The sequence below is a fragment of the Nonomuraea sp. NPDC050536 genome (assembly GCF_044457685.1).
Taxonomy (GTDB): domain Bacteria; phylum Actinomycetota; class Actinomycetes; order Streptosporangiales; family Streptosporangiaceae; genus Nonomuraea.
This window is the reverse complement of sequence record NZ_JBITHD010000013.1, coordinates 58,708-79,262: the sequence shown is the minus strand read 5'-3', so window position 1 is coordinate 79,262 and position 20,555 is coordinate 58,708. Positions and strand designations below refer to the sequence as shown.

The window sequence follows — 20,555 nt, the reverse complement described above, 5'->3', positions numbered from 1 at the left end:
CGGCCGCCCGCCGTACTTCGGCTGAGGACCCGCGCCCGGCGCTTCCGGCGAGTCGAGGCCCCTCACCCGCCGCCACGGCGTTTCGTACTCGTGGCACCCCGGCCGCGGGCTCGCCGCCGCACCCCGTCCCACCGGCTCGGCGTGGGCCTGCGGTCGTGCCCTGGGGGAATTGCGGGTGGCTGGCTTGCCGTATCCGGACGAGTGGCGTGTGGGACGATCGGAGGGCGAGGCGATCTAGGCAGTGTTGACAATGAAAATTGTCGGTGAGATCGTGGGGACATGGAAGAAGTGACGGTGATCGAGGATCCGGCGGCCGCCGAGGTGTCGCTGGACCCGATGCGGTCCAGGCTGCTGGCCGAGCTGGTCGAGCCGGGCTCGGCCACGTCGCTGGCCGCGAAGGTGGGTCTGGCCAGGCAGAAGGTCAACTACCACCTGCGCACCCTGGAGAAGCACGGCCTGGTCGAGCTCGTCGAGGAGCGCAAGAAGGGCAACGTCACCGAGCGCGTGATGCGGGCCACCGGCGCCTCGTACGTGATCTCCCCGGTCGCCCTCGCCGCCGTCCAGCCCGACCCCGCCCGCTCGCCCGACCGGCTGTCGGCCAGGTGGCTGCTGGCGCTGTCCGCCCAGCTCGTCCGGGACGTGGGCATGCTGATCACCGGCGCCGCCAAGGCCCGCAAGCGGTTGGCCACGTTCGCGATCGACGGCGAGGTGCGCTTCGCCACCGCCGCCGACCGGGCGGCCTTCGCCGAGGAGCTCACGGTGGCCGTGACCTCGCTGGTGAGCAAGTACCACGACGAGACCGCCGAGGGCGGCCGCGCGCACCGGGTGGTCGTGGCCGTGCACCCCTCGGTGAAAGAGGAGTCCTGAGTGGGTCACGCCTACGAGCTACCGCAGGAGGCCCTGCTCGACGTCACACCCGAGCAGGCGTGGCAGGCCATCGCCACCGGCCCCGGCATCGACTCCTGGTTCATGGGCCGCACCGACATCGACGGTGAGGTGGTCCGCACGGTCTTCGGCGGCATGGAGCTGACCTCGACGGTCACCGCCGCCGAGCCGCTCAAGCGCTTCGCCCACGCCGAGCCCACCGGCCAGGACGGCCGCATGCTGGCCTACGAGTTCCTCGTCGAGGCCCGTGGCCAGGGCAGCACGCTCGTCCGCATGGTCACCAGCGGGTTCCTGCCCGGCGACGACTGGGAGGACGAGTTCGAGGCCATGACCAACGGGCTCGGGCTGTTCTTCGCCACCCTGGTGGAGTACCTCACGCATTTCGCCGGCCGTACCGCCCTGCCTGTCACGGAGTTCGGCCCGCAGGTCAGCGACTGGGGGCGTGCCTGGCAGGTGCTGCGCTCGGAGGTCGGCGACGGCCGCTTCACCGTCGAAGGGATCGGTCCGATCGACGGCGAGGTCTTCTTCGTCAACGCCCAGACGCTCGGCATCCGCACCCCGGACGCGCTCTATCGCTTCATCCAGGGGCTCGGCGGGATGATGATCGTCTCCCACCACCTCTTCTCGCCCACCCCCGAACAGGGGACGGCCTGGCGCACCTGGCTATCCCGCACCCTCCAGCCCTGACCTTCCACGGGGTACGGTCAGCACCCGCATTCCTGCGTGGTGGGGTGTTGTGAGGCGGGTGGGTCGGCGAATGGACCGGATGTTCGTGTCCTGAAGCCCAGCACGGTCGGGGTGGGCGTGCCCCCTTCGGTGAAGTGCTCGAGCCGCAGCCCCGCCGCCAGGAAGGCGTTGAGCAGCGAGGGCAGCGGCCAGTGGCTCGCCCCCACCTTGTCGCGCACGCCGTGCGTGGTGAACGACTCCTTGGTCCAGTAGCTCCGCAGGTAGCCGGGTTTGATCACGATCGCCGCCGGGTCGCTGCGATCGGCGAACCCGCCGCAGAAGCAAGGATGCACCCCCACGTGCACGAACACCCCGCCGGGCCGCAGCACCCTGACCACTTCACGCAGCACGCGCGGATAGTCGGGCATGTCGGTGTGGACCATCATCGCGATCACCGCGGGGACCGAGGAGTCGCGCAACGGCAGCCGCCCTGCGTCGGCCCGCATGACCGGCAGCCGCTCGCGCGCATACCGCAGCATCCCACCCGACAGGTCCACCCCGATCGGGGTCCAGCCCAGCTCACGGACGGTCGCGGCATGCACCCCGGTGCCGCAGCCGATCTCCAGGCACGTGCCCCGCCCCTCGCCGAGCAGCTCGCGCAGCGACCGGGTCACGCCGATGCCGTCGCCGGGACCGAGGAACTCGTGCTCGTACCACTCGGCGATCTCGTCGTAGGCGGCCCTCACAGCGCGCTCGCCACCTGGCGCAGCCGGGCGGAGGCCTTGCCGCCCAGCGGGTCGCCGTGGCCCACCAGCACCAGGCTGAGATCGAGCTCGGCCAGCTTCCTGAAGGAGTCGGCGGCCCCGGCGGGATCGCTGTTGAACACGCCCAGGATCGTGTTGCCCTCGACGTTGGCGATCGTGTCGCCGGAGAACAGCAGCCGGTGCCGCGGCAGGTGGATCGCCACGCTCCCGGCGGTGTGCCCCGGGATGGCGATCACCTCGGCGCCGCCGCCGAAGTCAAGCTCGTCACCGTCGTCCAGCTCGCGGTCCACCCGGGCGGGCGCGCACACCGGCATCGGGGGCAGGTTGTCGTAGAGGGCCAGCTCCCAGTCGGGCATGTCCTCGCGCACCGGCCGCGGCGCGGACTCGTGGCCGCGGATCACGGCGGCGTCGGCCCGCCCCACCATGATCGTGGCCTCGCCCCAGGACGCGATCTCGGCGACCGAGCCGTAATGGTCCTCGTGAGCGTGGGTGACCACCACGTTGCGCACGTCGGACGGCGAGAACCCGAGCGACGCGATCGCGCCCGCCACGTCGGCGGCCGCACCGGGCATGCCGGTGTCGATCAGCGTCAGGCAGTCGCGCTCGTGCCACAGGTAGGCCTGGCCGAGGCCGAAATGGAGCAGGTGCAGCCCTGGCATCACCTCTACGAGATCCATAACCCGGAACCTACGCGGCCACGGCCAGATGGGGAGCCCTCTTTCGCTCCCGGCAGATGGACTCCCCATCGCTCCCTACCAATGGGCCAATAGGGTAGTTTGAGGAGCATGTACTCCGTGGACCAGGTGGCCAAGCTGCTCGGCCTGCACGTCAAGACCGTGCGCGCCTACGTGCGCGACGGCCGGCTCAACGCCGTCCGCATCGGCAAGCAGTACCGGATCTCCCCGGAGGACCTGGCCGCCTTCACCGGCACCCCCAGGCCCGCCCGCCACCTGGAGGCCTCCACGATCGTCCAGCTCGACGGCACCGACCGCGCCGAGGTCGACCGCCTCAGCACGCTGCTCATCAGCGCCGCCGAGGGTGCGCGCGTCGAGATCGTCCACGACGAGTCCCGCGCCACCCTCAAGATCATCATCCTCGGCGGCGTGGCCCAGACCGCCGGCCTGCTCGCCCTCGTCGAGGCCATCACCGGCGAGCACGCTGATCAAGGACTTCCACGATGACGGAAACCTTCCACCTCGACCCGTACGGCGAGCCGCTGCGGACCGAGCAGGACGCCACCGACTGCGTCATGACAGTTGAGGAGCCAGACCGAAAAGAGTGAAGACCTCGGCGTCCATGAACACCACGTTCCTGCTGATCCGCGAGCCCTCCACGGCGAAGACCTGCAGTGTGTGCAGGCGGTAGACGCCGTCGTCGGCCCGCGCGTAGGCGGCCACGGCCGGCTGGCCGTTGGCCGCCGCGGGCAGCAGCTTCCAGTCGGTGCCGCGCATCTCGAAGACGCGGGCGATGAAGCGCGTGTAGGCGTCGGCCCCGACGTACCAGTTGAGGAACGGGGGCATCTCCAGGATCGCCTCGTCGGCGAGCAGCCGCTTCAACGCCTCCAGGTCGGCGCCCTCGAAGGCCGCCACGTACCGGTCGAGCACCTCGCGGTCGCGGGCCGAGGACGGCTCGCCCAGCGAGTCCTCCGCCAGGGTGACGTCGCCGAGCCGCGCCCTGGCCCGCTGCAGCCCGCTGTTGACCGCGGCCGTCGAGGTCTCCAGCATCTCGGCCACCTCGGCGGCAGGCAGCCCGAGTACCTCGCGCAGGATGAGGATCGCCCGCTGGCGGGCCGGCAGCAGCTGCATCGCCGCGATCAGCGCCAGCCGCAGGCTGCCCCGCGAAGCGAGCACGGTGGCCGGGTCGAGCATCTCGTCGGGGATCGGCTGCAGCCAGCTGACCTCGTGCCCCGGCTTGAGCGGCAGCGTCGGATCCTCGCCGGGCGCCACCATCCCGGACGGCAGCGGCCTGCGGCTGTCCTTCTTCAGCGCGCTCAGGCAGGCGTTGGTGGCGATCCGGTACAGCCAGGTCCGCAGCGAGGCGCGCTTCTCGTCGTACTGGTCGAAGGCCCGCCAGGCGCGCAGCATGGTCTCCTGGACCAGGTCTTCCGCGTCGTGTACCGAGCCCAGCATCCGGTAGCAGTGCACGAGCAGTTCGCGCCGGAAGGGATCGGTCCGTCGGGAGAAGTCCTCGCTTGTCATCATGGGGCGAGCCGCTCCTCGGGCCAAGGTGGGCGTCACACCCTACCGGAAGGCTCCATGATAGGTTGAGCCCAATAATTTACGCCGTAAGGAGTTGCCGGATGACGGTCTTCGCCGGGCAGGGCGACGCCCGCAGGTCCATGTCCCTGCTGTGGCGCACGCCCCAGGACGAGGAGCCGCGTCCCGGCCCGAAGCCGGGGCTGAGCGTGGAGGCCATCGTCGAGGCGGCCGTCGCGGTGGCCGACGAGCAGGGCATGGCCGCCGTCTCGATGCGCGCGGTCGGCGAGCGGCTCGGCCGTACCGGCATGGCGCTGTACACCTACGTGCCCAGCAAGAACGAGCTGGTCGACCTCATGTACGACCACGTGCTGGCCGAGCTGCCCAGCGAGTACCCGCCGGGCGGCGGCTGGCGGGCGGCCCTGACATCGTGGGCGCACGACATGCGCGCCTTCTACCTGCGCCACCCCTGGGTGCTGCAGGTCTCGCAGGCCCGCCCGGTGCTCGGGCCCAACGAGTTCCAGTCGCTGGAGACGCTGGCCGGGGTCCTTTCCCGGACCGGCCTGCGGGCCCGGGTGCTGCGCGGCGCGGTCGCGGCCCTGCTCGACCTGGTCCGCGGCGCCGCCCGGGTCATCGCCGAGGCCGAGCAGGCGCCGACGGCCACCGGAACGTCCGACGACGAGTGGTGGACGTCCCGCGCCGCCGTGCTGGAGGAGGTCGCCCCCGGCTTCGCCGATCGCTACCCGCTGGTGATCTGGCTGCAGACCGAGGACGCCGCCAAGTGGGAGGAACGCGCCGAGGAGGCCTTCGGCACCGAGCTTGACCTCATCATGGACGGCATCGAGACGGCCGTCGCCCGGTTGCCCTGACTTTACTGACCTGTCAGTATCAGAGCTGTGCATCGCTACAGCCCGGGCGGGCAGCGGCTGCTGGAGGTCGCCAGCGAGGTCTTCTACACCGAGGGCATCCGCGCCACCGGCGTGGACACGCTGGTCGAGCGGGCAGGGGTGTCCAAACCGACCCTCTACGCCCAGTTCGGCTCCAAGGAGAACCTGGTGGCCGCCGTCCTGGAATGGCGCCGCGCCGTACGGCAGGCCGCGCTGACCGAGTTCCTCGTCCAGACCGGCGGATCGGCGGCCGAGCGGCTGCTGGCGGTCTTCGACTGGCTGGCCCGCGGCCACGGCAAGGAGGGCTTCCGCGGCTGCCCGTTCACCAACGCCGCCGTGGAGCTGCCCGACCCCGCTCACCCGGCGCGCGAGGTGATCTCCGCCTACAAGGGCTGGCTGCGCGAGCGCCTGGGCGAACTGGCCGCGCAGGCGGGCCTGGACGACCCGGACGAGATCGGATACGCGCTGCTCCTGCTGATCGACGGGGCCAACGCCCGGGTGGTGGTCGACGGCGACCGCGGCGCGATGCTCAAGGCCAAGGCGGCCGCCGCACGGATGATCGGAGCCAAGGATGCGTGAAGGGCTGGAGCACGAGTTCGCCTTCCAGGTGCCGGAGAGCAAGGTCGTGGCGGCGCTGTATCCGGAGGCGCCGGAGTTCCAGCAGATGCCGCGGGTGTTCGCCACCGGGTTCCTGGTCGGGCTGCTGGAATGGACGTGCGTGCGGGCCGTCATGCCGTACCTGGACTGGCCGCGCGAGCAGACCGTCGGCACGCACATCGACGTCAGCCACCGGGCCGCCACCCCGCCGGGGCTGACGGTCACCTGCCGCGCGCGGCTGGTCGAGGTGGACGGGCGGCGGCTGCGCTTCGAGGTGTCCGCGCACGACGGCGTGGACGTCATCAGCGAGGGCACCCACGAGCGGGCGGTCATCGACGCAGCCCGCTTCGGCACCCGGGTGGCGGCCAAGAGCTCCTAGAGCCTCGACGAATCAGGACCAGTGCGCGGGCCGGATAAGCGACGGCGGCAGCTTGGTTGCCCCGTCGCCCCTGGCCGCGTTGACCTGCGCCTGGGTGAGGAACAGCGACCCGGTGAGGTCGGCGCCGCGCAGGTCCGTGTCACGCAGGTCCGCCCCGATGAGGTCGGCCAGCCGCAGATCCGCACCGCGCAGGTCGGCGCCGATCAGGTAGGCGCCGCGCAGGTTCGCCCCGCGCAGGTCGGCGTCGCGGAGCCGGGCGCCCATCAGGTCGGCCCCGCGCCGCTCCTTCTTCTTGGGCGTCCTGCCGCGCACCAGCTCGCTGGCCCGCAGCAGCAGCCCGTTGACCGTGCCACGGTGCGCCGCCACGTCGAGCTTCTCGATCTCGCCGGCGTCCAGAAGCGTGAGGCGCTCGATCTCGTCACGAGCCCGGCCCAGGTCGGCGTGGATCTCGCGGGTCTCGGGCTGCTGGAGCGCCTCGGTCAGGTACCACAGCAGCTCGTGCAGCTGCCGCATGATCGGCAGCAGCGCGAACATCTGCCCGGCCGTCTCCGGCGCCTGCCGCCAGTCACGCCCGCCGAAGGTGACCTGCGAGATCTTCTGCCCCGCGCCGAAACAGTCGTAGACCGTGCAGCCGGGGAACCCGCTCTGCCGCAGCTTGGCGTGGATGCCGCAGCGGAACTCCTGCGTCAGGTTGGGGCACGGGTCACCGGCGGGCTTGTCGATCGCGAAGTCGGCCGATTTGGACAGCGTCAGCGCCACGCAGCACAGCCCGAAGCAGCTCGAGCAGTCCGCCGTCAGTTCGCCCATGAGCCGCTCTCGAGTGCCTGCGTCAGCTCGGCCAGCCGTTCGCCGGTCCACTCCACCTCCGGGTCGGGTTCGAGAAACGTCAGCGCGAGAGCGGCCATGCCGAGCGCCGGCTCCGACCACTCCGCGGCCTCCGGCGCGCCGAACGGGTTGCCCGTGACGCGCCTCGTCGCGATCTCCGGCGTCGCCGGAGCCATGATCACCATGCCCCGGATCGTGGCGCTGACCAGCCCGGCCAGCGTCTCGAACGTGGCGTTGGCCTCAGGTCGCAGCCGCAGCCCGACCAGCCTGGTGACCCGCTCGTAGGCCGTGGCGATCCGCGACAGCAGGTGCCGCTCCGAGCCCGCCAGCGCCGTCTGCACCTCGTCGCGCAGCTCGCCGTCGGGCAGGCTGAGGAACGTGGCGTGCAGCGCGAAGTACGTCCGCCACTCCACCGACCGGTGGAACAGCTCGAACTCGTTCAGCGCCCCCTGCCGCAGCACCTCCGCCGCCAGCGCGCGCCGCAGCTCAGGCGTCTTCAGCCAGTCGACTCGCTCCAGGATGGTCTGACCGACCGCCTCGACGGCCGCCGGGTTGCCGCCGCCGATCGCCGGGCTCGTGCCCCTGGCCAGCTCCCTGAGCAGGTCGCTGAAGAACAGGTCCTTGTACGGCCAGCGCCGGTAGACCGCGCTACGGGCCACCCCGGCGTCGCGGATGACGTCCTCGAAGCTGATGTGCTCCAGGCTCACGGTCAGGCCCGCCTCGTTGACCATGGCCAGCGCGGCATCCAGCATCCGCCGCTCGGTCTCCTCGTCCGACAGCCTGCGCCGCCGCCGGCCCAGCCCGGTCGGCGCGGTCTCGGTCACCCGGGGGCCTCCTTGTGCGGATCTGATGTCTTTGAGATGCGATGTCCCAAGTTTCGAACCTCAGGTTAGCGCACCTCAGGACGGGGCTTGTCCCGCACGTCTCCGCGTCGGCGGCAGGCGTACCTGTGATGCGCGTCACAACGCGGGAGCCGGTGGCAAGATGGGGCGCGCGGCTCCGACGTCTCGGGGGAGAAGGAGGTTGGGCATGAAATACATGATCTTGCTCTACGCGTCGCAACAGGACTACGACTCCATGACCGGCAAGGGCAGCCCGGAGAGCCCGGCGTGGACCGCCGCGGACTTCGAGGCCATGGGCGCCTACATGGAGGCGTGGAACAAGGAGATCGCCGACTCCGGCGAGTTCGTCGACGCCCGCGGCCTGGCCGCGCCCGTGCACACGCGCCGGGTCCAGCTGGAGAACGGCGTGCCCGTCGTGACCGACGGACCCTACCCCGAGACCGCCGAGGTGCTGGCGGGCTACACGATCGTCGAGTGCGACAGCTTCGACCGCGCCACCGAGATCGCCGCCCGCCTGGCCGCCTGCCCCGCCCCTGAGCACGCCCGGGGCAGGGCCAAGGCCGACGTCCGTCCCATCGTCGACAGCCGCACCGACCTCGAGGTCTAGCCGCTGTGCTCGACAACGCCGTCGAGGGTCTGCTGCGCGAGCTGGCGCCGCAGGTCCTCGGCGCGCTCGTGCGCCGCTACGGGCACTTCGACCTCGCCGAGGACGCCGTCCAGGAGGCCCTGATCGCGGCCGCCACCCAGTGGCCGGGCGACGGGCTGCCGGACAACCCGCGCGCCTGGCTGATCACGGTGGCCTCGCGGCGGCTGACCGACCTGCTGCGCAGCGAGCAGTCCCGCCAGCGGCGCGAGGACCAGGTGGCCACGTGGACGCTGCCCGGGGACTGGCTGGCCCCGGCCGCCGACCGGGCGCCGCGCGAGTCCGACGACACGCTGGTCCTGCTGTTCATGTGCTGCCACCCGGCGCTGTCACCGGCGCACCAGATCGCGCTGACCCTGCGCACGGTCGGCGGACTGACCACCGCTGAGATCGCCCGCGCGTTCATGGTGCCCGAGACGACGATGGGCCAGCGCATCAGCCGCGCCAAGCAGCGCATCAAGGCCAGCGGCGTCCCGTTCCGCCTGCCCGCCGAGCCCGAGCGCGCCGAACGCCTGGCCGCCGTGCTCCACGTGCTCTACCTGATCTTCACCGAGGGCTACGCCAGCACCTCCGGCAGCCACCTCATCCGGGTGGAGCTGTCGGCCGAGGCGATCCGGCTGGCCCGCATGCTGCACCGGCTGCTGCCCCACGACGGCGAGGTGACCGGACTGCTGGCGCTCATGCTGCTCACCGACGCCCGCGCGCCCGCCAGGGTCGGGCCCGACGGCGCGCTGATCCCGCTGGCCGAGCAGGATCGCGGCCTGTGGAAGCGCGACTACGTCACCGAGGGCGTGGCCCTGATCACCGAGGCTCTCCCGCGCGGCGCCACGGGTCCCTACCAGCTGCAGGCGGCCGTCGCCGCGGTCCACGACGAGGCCGGGCGCGCCTCGGACACTGACTGGCCGCAGATCGCCGCCCTCTACGAGGTCCTCGTGCGGGTGTCCGACAACCCGATGGCCGCGCTCAACCACGCGGTCGCCGTGGCCATGGCCCAGGGGGCTCCCGCCGGGCTCGAACTGCTGGCCGCGCTCGAATCCGACGCCCGCATCGCCGGGCACCACCGGCTGCTCGCCGTCCGCGCCCACCTGCTGGAGATGGCCGGAGACACCTCATCCGCCCAGGCCGCCTACCGGGCCGCGGCCCAGCGCACCAGCAGCCTGCCCGAGCAGCGCTACCTCAACGGGCGGGCCGCGCGGGTCGAGACCTGACTTTCGTCAGGGGTGCCCGCCGACGATCGGCAGTACTGGCGGCATGTGCCCGGTTTCTACGGTTCCTGTCATGAAATACATGCTCATCGGGCTGGCACTGGCTTCCGCCCTTTCACTCACCGCGCCCTCCGCGGTTTCTGCGGCGCCAGCCGTACCGTCTTCTGATGCTATTGATGGATATGTACGGCGGGCCATGGACGCGACCGGGTTGCCGGGGTTGGCGGTCGTGGTGACGCATCAGGGGAAGGTCGTGCACGCCGGTGGCTACGGGCGTGACGGCGATGGGCGGGCCGTGACGGCGGACACGCCGATGCGGGTGGCGTCGGTCAGCAAGTCGTTCACCGCGATGGCCGTGATGACGCTGGTCGACGAGGGGAAGGTGACGCTGGACGAGGCGGTGGCGCGGCAACTGCCGGAGTTCCGCCTGGCGGACCCACGGGCGGCCACCGTCACGGTGCGGCAGTTGCTGAACCAGACCTCCGGCCTGTCGGACCGCACCGTCGACATCGGCGCGACCGAGGACGCCGGGTCGCTGCGGGACTACGTGGCCACGCTCAGGACCGGCCGGCTGCGGTCCGATCCCGGGACGCGGTGGGAGTACTGCAACGCCAACTACAACGTGGCCGCGCGCCTGGTCGAGGTCGCCTCCGGGCAACCCTTCGGCCAGTACATGCAGCAGCGTGTCTTCGGCCCGCTCGGCATGACCCGCAGCGCCGTGAGCGACCGCGACGTCCACCCGGCCAACGGCTTCAACTCGATCTTCGGCCTGTGGGTCCCGCGGCCTGAGCTCCCCGCCTTCCTCGACGGCAGCGGCAGCGGCGGCGTCATCACCACCGCCAGGGACATGGGCGACTGGCTGACCACCCAGACCGGGTACGGCAAGCGCTTGGTCACCCCGCGCAGCCTGGAGACCATGCACGCGCCGTCGCGGGTGCGCGACTACGGCATGGGCTGGGGCGCGCAGGACGGGCTGCTCGTGCACGCGGGCAACCTCTTCACCTACAACGCGGCCGAGGCGATCGACCCGGCCACCGGGTACGGCTTCGCCGTCATGACCAACGGCGCCGCCCTCTACGACCCCACCTACGAGATCCTCACCGGCCTGGTAGCCCTCACCCGCGCGCAAACCCCCGCCACCCCCGGCTCCGACCGCCTCCTCTACGACCTCATCCTCGCGGCGATCTCCCTCACCTCGATCGCCCTCGGCACCCTGGGCACTCTCCGCGCCCGCCGCTGGGCCACCCGCCGCACGACCCGCCCGGCCGCCCCCGGTCGCTCTCACCTGTACTGGCGCGCCGCCCTCCGCCTGATACCCGTCCTGCTCCCAGCGTTGATCCTGGCGCTCTACCCGACGTGGGTGTCGATCCTCACCAACGGCCGCACGATCACCTGGGCCCAGCTCACCTACTTCGCCGCCCCGCTGACGATCACCCTCACCCTCGCCGCCGCAGCCGGTCTCGCCACCGCCACCACCCGCCTCATCCACCTACGCCAAGCCACCCCAACCCCCACCCCTGAGCACGCCACGACATGACCCCACGGCCAGCGCGGCGCACTATGACGTGACTATGGCGTCGAACCCGTCCAGCATGGCGCGGAGGCCCAGGTCGAAGTGCTCTTCGATGCCCGCGGCGTCGGCGCTCTCGGCCAGCAGGTTGTAGTCCGGCGCGCCCGCCGCGGGCTTCTTGCTGCGCCGCTGCGCGCCCAGCCGGACCGCCGCGATCGCCATCGCGTGCCCGACGGTGAAGTCGCGCAGCGCCCGCGTCACCTGCAGCGCCAGCCCGGGCGAGAACCCCGCGTCCCGCAAGATCGTGATCGTACGGTCGCCCACGGCGATGGCAGGCGCCGACCGCACCGGCCGCGAGGCGAAGATCGGCACGGCGTGCGGATGGGCGAGCAGCGTGTCGCGCAGCCTCCGGTAGGTGGCCTCGAGCAGCTCGCGCCATGGCCCGTCCCAGGGCAGCGAGCCGGTGTCGGTCTCGTCGAACAGCAGCTCGGCCACCGCGTCGAACAGCGCCTCCTGATCGTCGAAGTAGTGGTAGACGGCCATCGGGTCGGCGCCCAGTTCGGCGCCGAGCTTGCGCATCGAGAACCTGGCCGGCCCGAGCGTGTCGATCAGCGACAGCGCGACGCCGGCGATGTAGGCGCGCGACAGGGCGGGCCTGGTGGGCCGCTTCATGCGGCCATCCAGTCGAGGATCTCCGCCAGCCGACCGGCGAACTCCTCGGGATGGGACTGGTAGGAGACGTGCCCGCCGGGAAAGTCCTCGCACGGCACGCCCAGCCGCTCCGCCAGATACCGGCCGGGCCGGTAGTACGGCCTGCCGACGCTGTCCACCCCGGTCGCGAAGCGGTAGCGGACCCGGGCATGCTCCAGCGCCGCCAGATCCGGCACATATTCCAGGAATTCGGGCAGCTCCCGGCGCATCAGCAGCGCCGTGTTGCCCGTCATCCGCACCATCGACCCTGGCGGGCGGCCACTCACCCGCGACACGGCCACGCCGAGCGCCCGCAGTCCGCCGAAGGCCGCGGCCGCCACCGCCCGCCCACCGGACGAGGCGAGCAGCCTGGGTGGGTCGGGCATCGTCAGGAAGGCGAACGCCGCGAACCCGCGCAGCGGCCCCTCGAGCCGCGCGATGTCGCTCAGCTCCGCCAACGCCCTGGCCTCCGGGCTGTCAGCGCCTTCTGGCAGGACGGTGACCATTGGTGGCTCGTGGACCACCGCGCCGAGCAGCCGCGTGGCGTGCCGGGCGATGACCTCGACCGCGATGAGCGCGCCCGCGCTCGAGCCGAAGATGAAACTCCGGTCGATCCCGAAGTGGTCGAGGATCGCCACGACGTCGTCGGCCTGGCGCGGGATGCCGATGGCGGCCTCGGGGGAGTCCAGCGGGCTGCGCGAGTTGCCCCGCCGGTCGAAGGTGATCACCGTGTACCGCTTCGCCAGCAGCGGCACCACCGCGTCGTACATCGCGGCGTCACCGCCCCCGCCGGGGACCAGGACCAGGGCGGGGCCCGATCCGGTCTTCTCCGCGTACAGCCGCGCTCCGGGAACCTCGATCACGACTCCTCGTTTCTACGCTGTAGAGCTCCTCTACGACGTAGAAATGGTACACCTGGTACGTGATCGAACAAGCGGATGTGATCGTGGTCGGTGCCGGCTTGGCCGGGCTCGTGGCCACGTACGAGCTGGTCAAGGCCGGGCGGAAGGTCCTGATCGTCGAGCAGGAGAACCGGAACAACCTGGGCGGTCAGGCGTTCTGGTCGCTCGGCGGGCTGTTCATGGTCGACACCCCGGAGCAGCGCCGCCTCGGCATCAAGGACTCCTTCGCGCTGGCCCTGCAGGACTGGATGGGCTCTGCCGGGTTCGACAGAGAAGAGGACCACTGGGCACGGCAGTGGGCGCGCGCCTACGTGGAGTTCGCCGCCACCAGGAAGCGCTCCTACCTGCACGAACTGGGACTGCGGCTGACGCCCGTAGTCGGCTGGGCCGAGCGCGGCGGCGGCATGGCCGACGCCCACGGCAACTCCGTGCCACGCTTCCACCTGACCTGGGGGACCGGGCCTGAGGTGGTCCGCGTCTTCGCCGAGCCGGTGCTGGCGGGCGAGCGCCGCGGGCTGGTCACCTTCCGCTTCCGTCACCAGGTCGACGAGCTGATCGTGGAGGACGGCGCCGTGGTCGGCGTGCGGGGGACCGTACTGGAGCCGACCGACCTGGAGCGGGGCAAGGCGTCGCCGCGCGGCCAGGCAGGCGAGTTCGAGCTGCGCGCGGGAGCGGTGATCGTGACGTCGGGCGGCGTCGGGCACAACCACGAGCTCATCCGCCGCAACTGGCCGGTCGAGCGGCTCGGCCCCTGCCCGGAGACGATGATCTCCGGCGTGCCCGCGTACGTCGACGGGCGCATGCTGGAGATCACCGAGCTGGCGGGCGGCAACGTGGTCAACCGTGACCGCATGTGGCACTACACCGAGGGCATCCACAACTGGGATCCCATCTGGCCCGATCACGCCATCCGGATCATCCCGGGCCCGTCGTCGCTGTGGTTCGACGCGACCGGGCGGCGGCTGCCTGCGCCCAACTTCCCGGGGTTCGACACCACCGCCACGATGAAGGCGATCCTGAGCACCGGCTACGACTACTCCTGGTTCGTGCTCACCCAGACGATCATCGAGAAGGAGTTCGCGCTGTCGGGCTCCGAGCAGAACCCGGACATCACCGGCAAGGACCTCAAGCTCGCCCTGGCCAGCCGCCGCGCCAAGGGCGCGCCGGGGCCCGTCGAGGCGTTCAAGCGACACGGCGTCGACTTCGTCGTCGCCGACGACCTGCGGAGCCTGGTGGCGGGGATGAACAAGATCTCGCGTGGCCCGCAGCTGGACCCCGCCGTACTGGAGCGCCAGATCCTCGCCCGCGACGGGGAGGTCATCAACGGCTATTCCAAGGACCTGCAGCTCATGGCGGTCCACAACGCCCGCCGATATCTAGGGGACCGGCTGGTGCGCGTCGCCCGGCCGCACCGGATCCTCGATCCGGCGCACGGACCGCTGATCGCCGTGCGCCTCAACATCCTGACGCGCAAGACGCTGGGAGGCCTGCAGACCGACCTCGACTCCCAGGTCCTGTGCTCCGACGGCACCCCGATGCCCGGCCTGTACGCGGCGGGCGAGGTCGCGGGCTTCGGCGGCGGAGGCGTCCACGGCTACAACGCCCTCGAGGGGACCTTCCTGGGCGGCTGCATCTTCTCCGGCCGCGCCGCCGGCCTGGCCCTCGCCGCCAACAGGTAGGACGGCTTGCCGTATCGGCAACGAGGTTTGCCTCTTCGGCCGCCCACCTTGCATGGTTGTCGCGGAGGTGGTCAACATGACCGATCAGCTGAATGACAGCTATGACGTGGTGGTCGTCGGCGGTGGCGCCGCGGGGTTGAGCGGGGCGCTGACCCTGGCCAGGTCGCGCAGGTCTGTGGTGGTGATCGACGCGGGTGCCCCGCGCAACGCCCCCGCTTCCGGCGTGCACGGGTTGCTGGGCCACGACGGGATCCGTCCGGGTGAGCTGCTTGAGCGCGGCCGCGCCGAGGTCCGCGGCTACGGCGGCCACGTGGTGTCCGGCGAGGTCACCGACGCGGCACGCGACGGCGACGGGTTCCAGATCGCGCTGGCCGACGGCCGGACGGTCCGCGCGCGCCGCCTGCTGGTGGCCGCCGGGCTGGTCGACGAGCTGCCGGACATCCCGGGACTGCGCGCCCGGTGGGGCAGGGACGTGGTCCACTGCCCGTACTGCCACGGCTGGGAGGTGCGCGACCAGGCCATCGGCGTGCTGGCCAACGGCCCGCTGTCGGTGCATCAGGCGTTGCTGTTCCGGCAGCTGAGCGACGACGTCACGTTCTTCACCCACACCACGCCGCCGCCGTCCGGCGAACAGGCCGAGCAGCTCGCGGCGCGCGGCATCCGCGTGGTGCCGGGCGAGGTCGCTGCCCTGGAGATCGTCGATGACCACATCACCGGAGTACGGCTGAGCGACGGCACCGTGGTCGCCCGCGAGGCCGTGGCGGTCTCGACCTGGATGGCGGCCCGCACCGGGTTCCTGGCCTCGCTCGGGCTGCGCCCCGCCGCGCATCCCGCGGGGGTGGGGGAGCACCTCGCCGCCGATGCGGCCGGCCGTACGGAAGTCCCCGGGGTGTGGGTCGCGGGCAACGTGGCAGACCTGGCCGCGCAGGTCGGCAGCAGCGCAGCGGCGGGCGTCATGGCGGCGGCGCAGATCAACGCCGACCTGATCGCCGAGGACACCCGCCGCGCGATCGAAGCCCGCGGCCACTCGTCGGCGGCCTAACGCGCGGCGCCCCTTCGTCAGCGGAGCGCGCGCACCTCGGGGTAGGGGTGGTCGCCGGACAGGAGGGGGGAGGGGTGGTGGCGGACCGCCTGGTCGGCGAACTGGGTGACGTAGGCGTCCTGGATGCGCAGGCCGCGGGCTCCGTCGATGGACTCCAGCGGGAACAGGGCGCGGATCGGCGCCGCCAGGTAGATGACGGCGTAGTCGGTGAAGTTGAAATGGCCGGTGCCGGCGATCTCGTAGCGCCAGACAGGACCTGCCGCGGCGGCGAGCAACCGCCGGGTCTGGTCGCGAATGCCCTGGGACTCCGCGTCGCCGGCCTGGCAGGTACCGGTGACGCACGAGTTGTCGCCGCCGAGGATCAGGGCAGGAGCCCGCAGCCCGGTGCGGACGACGTCGCCGTACAGGGTTCCGTCCAGGTCGACCGCCCCCGCGCAGGACGGGTCGTCGTGACAGGCCTGGAAGGCGGTGGCACCGCCGAAGGAATGCCCGACGTAGAGGGGATGGCCGGTGTCGACGTGCCCGGCCAGGCGGGTGTCCCGGTCGAGGTCGGCCGCGCGGGTGGCGACGAATCGGGCATCGGCCGTCCAAACGCCGATCAGCCGCTCAGCGTTCCTCTCATCGAAATCGTCGGGTTTGCCTGATGGCGTGCTGGTCACGGGCCGGCCGTGCAGGACGGTGACGTTGGCGCTGTAGGTCGGGGTCAGGCTCGCCACCAGATAGCCGTGGCTGGCCAGGTCCTGGGCCAGGGTGCTGAACACCGGCGCGTCGAGTCCCATGCCGGGCATCAGGACGACCAGCGGGAAGCGGCCCGGTGCCACGTTCGCCTCGTCGACCGCCCGGGTGCGCACCGCCGCGAAGCTGCCCTCGCCGAGCCCGGGCAGCGGAGTCGGGATGTGCTGCTTTCCCCACTGGCCCGGGGCGTAGGGAGCGCGCGGGCCGCTGGTGCCCTGCTGCGTCGGATACCAGATCCACACCGACAGCTCGCGCGGCAGACCGGGGTGCGGCGCGAGCGGGTCGGTGCGGCTGGTGTCGGTCCATTCCCGGAACGTCCGCCCGACTCCGTATGCGCCGGTCGGCGCGGGCAGGTCCTGCGGCAGCACCCGCTGTACGGTGACCACGCCGAGGTATCCGACGACCAGGACGACGAGCACCAGTGGCAGCCCGACCAAGATCCGGGACACCCTGCGCCCGCGGGTCCTGAAGGCCTGCACCAGCAGGGTGACCAGGGCGACGACGGCCGCCAGCCACGCCACGAGCCTGCTGATGTCGCCCAGGGTGTCGAGCGGGTAGTCGAGCAGGTGGCCGATCCCCTCGCGGAAGGCGACGGTGACGGGAACGCTCACGGCCGCGCCGTACAGGGCCGCCATGAGGACCGGCGTGCGGCGGCTCGGCCGGGACGAGTGCAGCAGCCCGAGATAGGCGTTGACCGGGACGAGCAGGGCGACCAGCAGGGTCGCGCCGACGACGACGCGGAAGGCGGCGGCCTGCAGGGGCCGCGGGCCCAGGCCGTCGCCGATCGCCTCGGCCAGCGCCAGCCAGCCGGATACGGCGGTCGCGAGCAGCACGGCCGCCAGGATCCGGTGCGCGCGCAGGACCTGGGCGAGCCGGCGCGCCCAGCCGACGGGGATCCGCAGGCGTGCCACGGCGGTCAGGAAGTCTTCCACCCAGTCGGTGTCGTCCCTGGTGGCGGGACCGGCCCGGCGCAGGGCCACGGCCAGGGGCACGGCCGACAGGGTGACGACGGCCAGCCCGGCGATCAGCAGCTGCTGCTGCCAGCCTCGCACGTCGGCGTGCGCGCCCGCGGCGACCGACGCCCAGCACGTCACCGCCGTCGCCACCACGGCCACCAGCACCACCCGGGCGCCGCGCAGCAGGTCGCCTGACGCGGGCCGTACCCGGGCACGGATGGCGATCGCCAGCGCCAGGGCTGGAACGAGTAGTTCGGTGGCGGAGATCACGACGTCGTAGGGATCGTCCTGCCACGGGCTGAAGACGCGTACGGCGCGGGACTGGGTGGTCAGCAGGATCAGCGTGGTGAAGGCCCCCGCGGATGCCATGCACCACCGCAGGGCTCTGGTCAAGGTCACGCGCCGCACGCTAGTACGTGAAACGATGTAACGTCAAACGTACTAGTGGCGGAGCGCCCGCGTGACGCTGATCGACGAGCACAGTGCCGCCACCGCGCCGACCGCCACGCCTGCCAGCGTCAGCGGGGTGCGGACGGTCAGCGCCGCGGCGACGCCGTCGACCACCGCGACCGCGCCGAGCAGGACCGCCACGGCCGCGGCCAGCAGCACCGGCCGCCGCATCACCGCGGCGGACGGCCGGGCCCGCCGCAGCGTGACGACCGGTCCTGCGGCGATCGCGAGCACCGTCACGCCCAGCCCGAGCACCCACACCAGCACGCCGGCCAGGAAGCCCGCCGACAGTTCGTGCGGCTGCGCGAGCAGCAGGGCGCCCGCGACCTCGACGCCGACCATGAGGCCCCCGGGCAGCAGCGGCACGACCAGGCGGCGATCGCGCGCCGGCACCAGCACCCTCAGCGTCAGCAGCAGCGCCGCCGCGGTGGCCACGGCGCATCCCGCCACCACCAGCCACCACGCCGCCGAGACCAGGGTGCGTACCGCGTGCGAGGTCCCCGGCGACGGCGGATCCAGCAGCAGCCGATCCATCACCGGCACCGACGAGACCCCCGCACACCAGGCCACCCACGTCGTGGCCAGCGTCGCCTGCAGACGGCGCCTGACCCGGGCGTCCGGATCGCCCGCCAGCGCGGGCCGCAACCAGGCCCGCGTGGCGCCAAGCGCGAGGTCCACCACGACTCCCGGGCCGCCGCCCGTGTCCTCGACCAGCGCCGCGAGTTCCTGCCCGTAGCGCTCGCGGAACCACGGCGGATAGCAGGCCAGCGCGATGCGCGCGGCCGGCCCGCTCATCGCGGCACGCTCGCCGACAGCCGGCTCAGGCCGGTGGTGGCGAAGCGCGACATCTCGGCCAGCCGCTCGGCCAGCGCCGACGCCCCCGCCGCGGTGATCTGGTACGGCCTGCGGCGCTCCTCCCCGGGCAACGCCTCGACCATTCCCTGCTCCTCCAGCCTGGACAGCGCGGCGTACAGCGTCCCCGGGCCGAGCGTGATGCCCGCCTGCTCCTGGACGTCCTTGACGATCGCGTAGCCGTGCTTGGGGCCCTCCGCGAGGCTCCCCAGAATCAGCAGCGGGGGATTGCCCCAGCCCAGCGGATCCGTACGTCGCGCCATCACGGCCCCCTCTAATACGCCAAACGATAGGTCGTCAAACGATACTAACGACCCCGCTGTCCCTCGATCCACTTCCGGAAGCAGAACGTCCGGAATGGGCTCTACGGTGGCGACATGACCAATAGCGACTACTGGTGGGAACCGCCTGCTGCCGGTACCGAGGCCGAGCACCTCGTCGGTGCGCTCGACCGCCTGCGCGCGACCTTCCGCTGGAAGACCGACGACCTCGACGCGGCCGGGCTGGGGACCCGCATCGGCGCCGCCTCGCTGACGCTGGGCGGCCTGCTCAAACACCTCGCGCGCGCCGAAGAGCAGATGTTCAGCACCAAACTCAGCGGCGCGCCGATGTGCGCGCCGTGGGACACCGTGGACTGGGGCGCCGACCCCGACTGGGACTTCAACTCGGCCGCCGGCGACACCCCAGAAGACCTCTACGCGCTCTGGGACGCCACCGTCGAACGGTCCAGGGCGAGGCTCGACGCGGCCCTGGCCGCCGGCGGACTCGACCAGCTCGTCCACCTCGCCTTCCCTGACGGGCGCCACGTCAGCCTGCGCCGGCTGGTCTGCGACATGATCGAGGAGTACGGGCGGCACACGGGGCATGCCGATCTGCTCCGCGAGGCGGTGGACGGGCGGGTCGGCGAGGACCCACCGGCCGGCTGGCACGCGAAGTCCAGCTGACCGAGCGGGGCCGCACCATGTCCGCGGCGCTCGAGGGCACGGTCGACGACTTCATCGATGGAGTCAGGCGTCGCTTGGGAGTCTGGCCTCGCCGGCAGGCCGGCGAACCGCGGTCTCGATGAGCTTGCCGACCTGCGCTGCGGGAACGACGATGCCGGGAGTCTGGAGAGTCCAGCGGAGGAAGGCCTCGACGCTCATGGCGGGCGTTTCGCCGAGATAGGGCTGGATGTAGACCGGTGTGTTCGGTTCGCTGCGCCAGCTGGTGGCGAGCGTGCCGGTGTCCACCGCGTCGTACCCGAGGACATCCAACAGCCGGGTGGCCTCCGCCTTGGCCTCCGCGTCGTCGCCGGCGATGGGCAGCGCGCTGCGGTCCGGCGCGCCCGTGGGCCGGGCGAGGGTGAACAGCTGGTGCGGGGTGATGTTGTTGAACGCCTTCACCACCTGGGAGCCCGCCAGATGGCGCTGCATCAGGGCACTGGAGGTCAGCTCGCCCGCATCCAGTTCGGCCAGGTGGCCGTCGCGCTCGGGGTAGTAGTTCGCCGTGTCCAACACGGTCTTGCCGGCCAGCGCTTCGGCGGGCAGCTGTTCGTAGGCGTTCAGCGGGATGGCCGCCACCACCAGGTCGGCGGCGCGTGCCGCTGCCGCCGGGGTGGCCGCCCGGGCTCGCTCGCCCAGCTCGGCGACAAGGTCGGCGAGTGTCTCAGGCCCTCGCGAATTGCTGAGGACAACCTCGAGTCCGGCCGCGACGGCCAGGCGGGCAACGGAAGAACCGATCATTCCGCTGCCGATGAGTCCGAGCGTTTGGGGCACGGCATATCTCCGTTCGTTCGGGTGGATGTCTGACAGCGTGGAACGGCCGCGACCGCCCGACCAGGTCCGTGTCCTGCGTACTCACGGCGTGATCACC

The 20,555-nt window shown here is 71.8% G+C and carries 23 protein-coding genes; 12 read left to right on the top strand and 11 right to left on the bottom strand.

The window, feature by feature from the left end:
• Positions 1–279 precede the first annotated feature (279 nt).
• Both ACIBHX_RS32040 and ACIBHX_RS32035 read left to right on the top strand, forming a co-directional pair.
• Positions 280–867 (top strand): ArsR/SmtB family transcription factor, encoded by a 588-nt coding sequence (locus tag ACIBHX_RS32040; RefSeq protein ID WP_397071083.1) that lies wholly within the window; start codon positions 280–282, stop codon positions 865–867.
• Positions 868–1,572, top strand: a complete 705-nt coding sequence (locus tag ACIBHX_RS32035) for an SRPBCC domain-containing protein (protein WP_397071082.1) — start codon at positions 868–870, stop codon at positions 1,570–1,572. It abuts the gene before it with no gap.
• A gap of 17 nt (positions 1,573–1,589) precedes the next feature.
• On the opposite strand, the gene ACIBHX_RS32030 is transcribed toward ACIBHX_RS32035, so the two are convergent.
• Together ACIBHX_RS32030 and ACIBHX_RS32025 are read right to left on the bottom strand one after the other, a co-directional pair.
• Positions 1,590–2,297 (bottom strand): class I SAM-dependent methyltransferase, encoded by a 708-nt coding sequence (locus tag ACIBHX_RS32030; protein ID WP_397071081.1) that lies wholly within the window; start codon positions 2,295–2,297, stop codon positions 1,590–1,592.
• Positions 2,294–2,992, bottom strand: a complete 699-nt coding sequence (locus tag ACIBHX_RS32025; RefSeq protein WP_397071080.1) for an MBL fold metallo-hydrolase — start codon at positions 2,990–2,992, stop codon at positions 2,294–2,296. Before ACIBHX_RS32025 ends, ACIBHX_RS32030 begins: the two co-directional genes overlap by 4 nt.
• A 108-nt stretch (positions 2,993–3,100) precedes the next feature.
• On the opposite strand from ACIBHX_RS32025, the gene ACIBHX_RS32020 reads away from it, so the two are divergent.
• Entirely contained in the window at positions 3,101–3,496 is a 396-nt protein-coding gene (locus ACIBHX_RS32020) for a helix-turn-helix domain-containing protein (protein ID WP_397071079.1), read from the top strand.
• A 66-nt stretch (positions 3,497–3,562) separates the two neighbouring features.
• On the opposite strand, the gene ACIBHX_RS32015 is transcribed toward ACIBHX_RS32020, so the two are convergent.
• Entirely contained in the window at positions 3,563–4,516 is a 954-nt protein-coding gene (locus ACIBHX_RS32015) for a sigma-70 family RNA polymerase sigma factor (protein ID WP_397071078.1), read from the bottom strand.
• A 98-nt stretch (positions 4,517–4,614) separates the two neighbouring features.
• On the opposite strand from ACIBHX_RS32015, the gene ACIBHX_RS32010 reads away from it, so the two are divergent.
• From ACIBHX_RS32010 to ACIBHX_RS32000, 3 genes are read left to right on the top strand one after another with little or no spacing between them, the layout of a single operon-like run.
• A complete protein-coding gene (locus ACIBHX_RS32010) occupies positions 4,615–5,379 on the top strand; it encodes a TetR/AcrR family transcriptional regulator C-terminal domain-containing protein (RefSeq protein WP_397071077.1) in 765 nt (254 codons plus the stop codon).
• A gap of 27 nt (positions 5,380–5,406) precedes the next feature.
• Positions 5,407–5,976: a TetR/AcrR family transcriptional regulator gene (locus ACIBHX_RS32005; protein ID WP_397071075.1), complete on the top strand. Its 570-nt coding sequence runs from the start codon at positions 5,407–5,409 to the stop codon at positions 5,974–5,976.
• Positions 5,969–6,373 (top strand): thioesterase family protein, encoded by a 405-nt coding sequence (locus ACIBHX_RS32000; RefSeq protein WP_397071074.1) that lies wholly within the window; start codon positions 5,969–5,971, stop codon positions 6,371–6,373. The genes ACIBHX_RS32005 and ACIBHX_RS32000 overlap by 8 nt, the downstream gene beginning before the upstream one ends.
• Before the next feature lie 12 nt (positions 6,374–6,385).
• On the opposite strand, the gene ACIBHX_RS31995 is transcribed toward ACIBHX_RS32000, so the two are convergent.
• Both ACIBHX_RS31995 and ACIBHX_RS31990 read right to left on the bottom strand, forming a co-directional pair.
• Positions 6,386–7,180 carry a pentapeptide repeat-containing protein gene (locus ACIBHX_RS31995; protein ID WP_397071073.1) on the bottom strand — a complete coding sequence of 265 codons (795 nt, stop codon included), beginning with the start codon at positions 7,178–7,180 and terminating at the stop codon, positions 6,386–6,388.
• Positions 7,168–8,022 (bottom strand): TetR/AcrR family transcriptional regulator, encoded by an 855-nt coding sequence (locus ACIBHX_RS31990; RefSeq protein ID WP_397071072.1) that lies wholly within the window; start codon positions 8,020–8,022, stop codon positions 7,168–7,170. Before ACIBHX_RS31990 ends, ACIBHX_RS31995 begins: the two co-directional genes overlap by 13 nt.
• Positions 8,023–8,227: 205 nt before the next feature.
• Between ACIBHX_RS31990 and ACIBHX_RS31985 the strand changes: the two genes are divergently transcribed.
• From ACIBHX_RS31985 to ACIBHX_RS31975, 3 genes are all read left to right on the top strand, one after another.
• Entirely contained in the window at positions 8,228–8,647 is a 420-nt protein-coding gene (locus tag ACIBHX_RS31985; protein WP_397071071.1) for a YciI family protein, read from the top strand.
• Positions 8,648–8,652: 5 nt separating this feature from the next.
• Positions 8,653–9,891, top strand: a complete 1,239-nt coding sequence (locus ACIBHX_RS31980; RefSeq protein ID WP_397071070.1) for an RNA polymerase sigma factor — start codon at positions 8,653–8,655, stop codon at positions 9,889–9,891.
• Positions 9,892–9,961: 70 nt separating this feature from the next.
• Positions 9,962–11,425: a serine hydrolase domain-containing protein gene (locus ACIBHX_RS31975; RefSeq protein WP_397071069.1), complete on the top strand. Its 1,464-nt coding sequence runs from the start codon at positions 9,962–9,964 to the stop codon at positions 11,423–11,425.
• A gap of 21 nt (positions 11,426–11,446) precedes the next feature.
• On the opposite strand, the gene ACIBHX_RS31970 is transcribed toward ACIBHX_RS31975, so the two are convergent.
• Entirely contained in the window at positions 11,447–12,070 is a 624-nt protein-coding gene (locus ACIBHX_RS31970) for a TetR/AcrR family transcriptional regulator (RefSeq protein ID WP_397071068.1), read from the bottom strand.
• Positions 12,067–12,951 carry an alpha/beta fold hydrolase gene (locus tag ACIBHX_RS31965; RefSeq protein ID WP_397071067.1) on the bottom strand — a complete coding sequence of 295 codons (885 nt, stop codon included), beginning with the start codon at positions 12,949–12,951 and terminating at the stop codon, positions 12,067–12,069. The genes ACIBHX_RS31970 and ACIBHX_RS31965 overlap by 4 nt, the downstream gene beginning before the upstream one ends.
• 59 nt (positions 12,952–13,010) lie before the next feature.
• Between ACIBHX_RS31965 and ACIBHX_RS31960 the strand changes: the two genes are divergently transcribed.
• Positions 13,011–14,669, top strand: a complete 1,659-nt coding sequence (locus ACIBHX_RS31960; protein ID WP_397071066.1) for an FAD-binding dehydrogenase — start codon at positions 13,011–13,013, stop codon at positions 14,667–14,669.
• 76 nt (positions 14,670–14,745) lie between these two features.
• The gene (locus ACIBHX_RS31955) at positions 14,746–15,711 is read left to right on the top strand and encodes an NAD(P)/FAD-dependent oxidoreductase (RefSeq protein WP_397071065.1); all 966 of its coding nucleotides are present in this window, start codon (positions 14,746–14,748) and stop codon (positions 15,709–15,711) included.
• A 17-nt stretch (positions 15,712–15,728) separates the two neighbouring features.
• Here ACIBHX_RS31955 and ACIBHX_RS31950 read toward each other — a convergent pair whose 3' ends face one another.
• Genes ACIBHX_RS31950 through ACIBHX_RS31940 form a run of 3 tightly spaced genes read right to left on the bottom strand, consistent with a single transcriptional unit; the run spans position 15,729 to position 18,967 of the window.
• A complete protein-coding gene (locus ACIBHX_RS31950) occupies positions 15,729–17,801 on the bottom strand; it encodes an alpha/beta hydrolase family protein (RefSeq protein WP_397071064.1) in 2,073 nt (690 codons plus the stop codon).
• A gap of 42 nt (positions 17,802–17,843) precedes the next feature.
• Complete coding sequence (locus ACIBHX_RS31945; protein ID WP_397071063.1) at positions 17,844–18,647, bottom strand: hypothetical protein; 804 nt, start codon at positions 18,645–18,647, stop codon at positions 17,844–17,846.
• Positions 18,644–18,967 carry a PadR family transcriptional regulator gene (locus ACIBHX_RS31940; RefSeq protein ID WP_397071062.1) on the bottom strand — a complete coding sequence of 108 codons (324 nt, stop codon included), beginning with the start codon at positions 18,965–18,967 and terminating at the stop codon, positions 18,644–18,646. Before ACIBHX_RS31940 ends, ACIBHX_RS31945 begins: the two co-directional genes overlap by 4 nt.
• A gap of 114 nt (positions 18,968–19,081) precedes the next feature.
• Here ACIBHX_RS31940 and ACIBHX_RS31935 point away from each other — a divergent pair, with 114 nt between their 5' ends.
• Entirely contained in the window at positions 19,082–19,648 is a 567-nt protein-coding gene (locus tag ACIBHX_RS31935; RefSeq protein ID WP_397071061.1) for a DUF664 domain-containing protein, read from the top strand.
• Between the two features lie 63 nt (positions 19,649–19,711).
• On the opposite strand, the gene ACIBHX_RS31930 is transcribed toward ACIBHX_RS31935, so the two are convergent.
• Complete coding sequence (locus ACIBHX_RS31930; protein ID WP_397071060.1) at positions 19,712–20,458, bottom strand: NADPH-dependent F420 reductase; 747 nt, start codon at positions 20,456–20,458, stop codon at positions 19,712–19,714.
• Positions 20,459–20,555: the final 97 nt, after the last annotated feature.

Excerpts from the sequence above, each read along its gene's own strand:
- ACIBHX_RS32000 (WP_397071074.1), top strand. The coding sequence starts at position 5,969 with ATGCGTGAAGGGCTGGAGCACGAGTTCGCCTTCCAGGTGCCGGAGAGC.
- ACIBHX_RS31935 (WP_397071061.1), top strand. The coding sequence starts at position 19,082 with ATGACCAATAGCGACTACTGGTGGGAACCGCCTGCTGCCGGTACCGAG.
- ACIBHX_RS32010 (WP_397071077.1), top strand. The coding sequence starts at position 4,615 with ATGACGGTCTTCGCCGGGCAGGGCGACGCCCGCAGGTCCATGTCCCTG.
- ACIBHX_RS32015 (WP_397071078.1), bottom strand. The coding sequence starts at position 4,516 with ATGATGACAAGCGAGGACTTCTCCCGACGGACCGATCCCTTCCGGCGC.
- ACIBHX_RS31955 (WP_397071065.1), top strand. The coding sequence starts at position 14,746 with ATGACCGATCAGCTGAATGACAGCTATGACGTGGTGGTCGTCGGCGGT.
- ACIBHX_RS32020 (WP_397071079.1), top strand. The coding sequence starts at position 3,101 with ATGTACTCCGTGGACCAGGTGGCCAAGCTGCTCGGCCTGCACGTCAAG.
- ACIBHX_RS32040 (WP_397071083.1), top strand. The coding sequence starts at position 280 with ATGGAAGAAGTGACGGTGATCGAGGATCCGGCGGCCGCCGAGGTGTCG.
- ACIBHX_RS31945 (WP_397071063.1), bottom strand. The coding sequence starts at position 18,647 with ATGAGCGGGCCGGCCGCGCGCATCGCGCTGGCCTGCTATCCGCCGTGG.
- ACIBHX_RS31975 (WP_397071069.1), top strand. The coding sequence starts at position 9,962 with ATGAAATACATGCTCATCGGGCTGGCACTGGCTTCCGCCCTTTCACTC.
- ACIBHX_RS31940 (WP_397071062.1), bottom strand. The coding sequence starts at position 18,967 with ATGGCGCGACGTACGGATCCGCTGGGCTGGGGCAATCCCCCGCTGCTG.
- ACIBHX_RS31970 (WP_397071068.1), bottom strand. The coding sequence starts at position 12,070 with ATGAAGCGGCCCACCAGGCCCGCCCTGTCGCGCGCCTACATCGCCGGC.
- ACIBHX_RS31995 (WP_397071073.1), bottom strand. The coding sequence starts at position 7,180 with ATGGGCGAACTGACGGCGGACTGCTCGAGCTGCTTCGGGCTGTGCTGC.
- ACIBHX_RS32025 (WP_397071080.1), bottom strand. The coding sequence starts at position 2,992 with ATGGATCTCGTAGAGGTGATGCCAGGGCTGCACCTGCTCCATTTCGGC.
- ACIBHX_RS31985 (WP_397071071.1), top strand. The coding sequence starts at position 8,228 with ATGAAATACATGATCTTGCTCTACGCGTCGCAACAGGACTACGACTCC.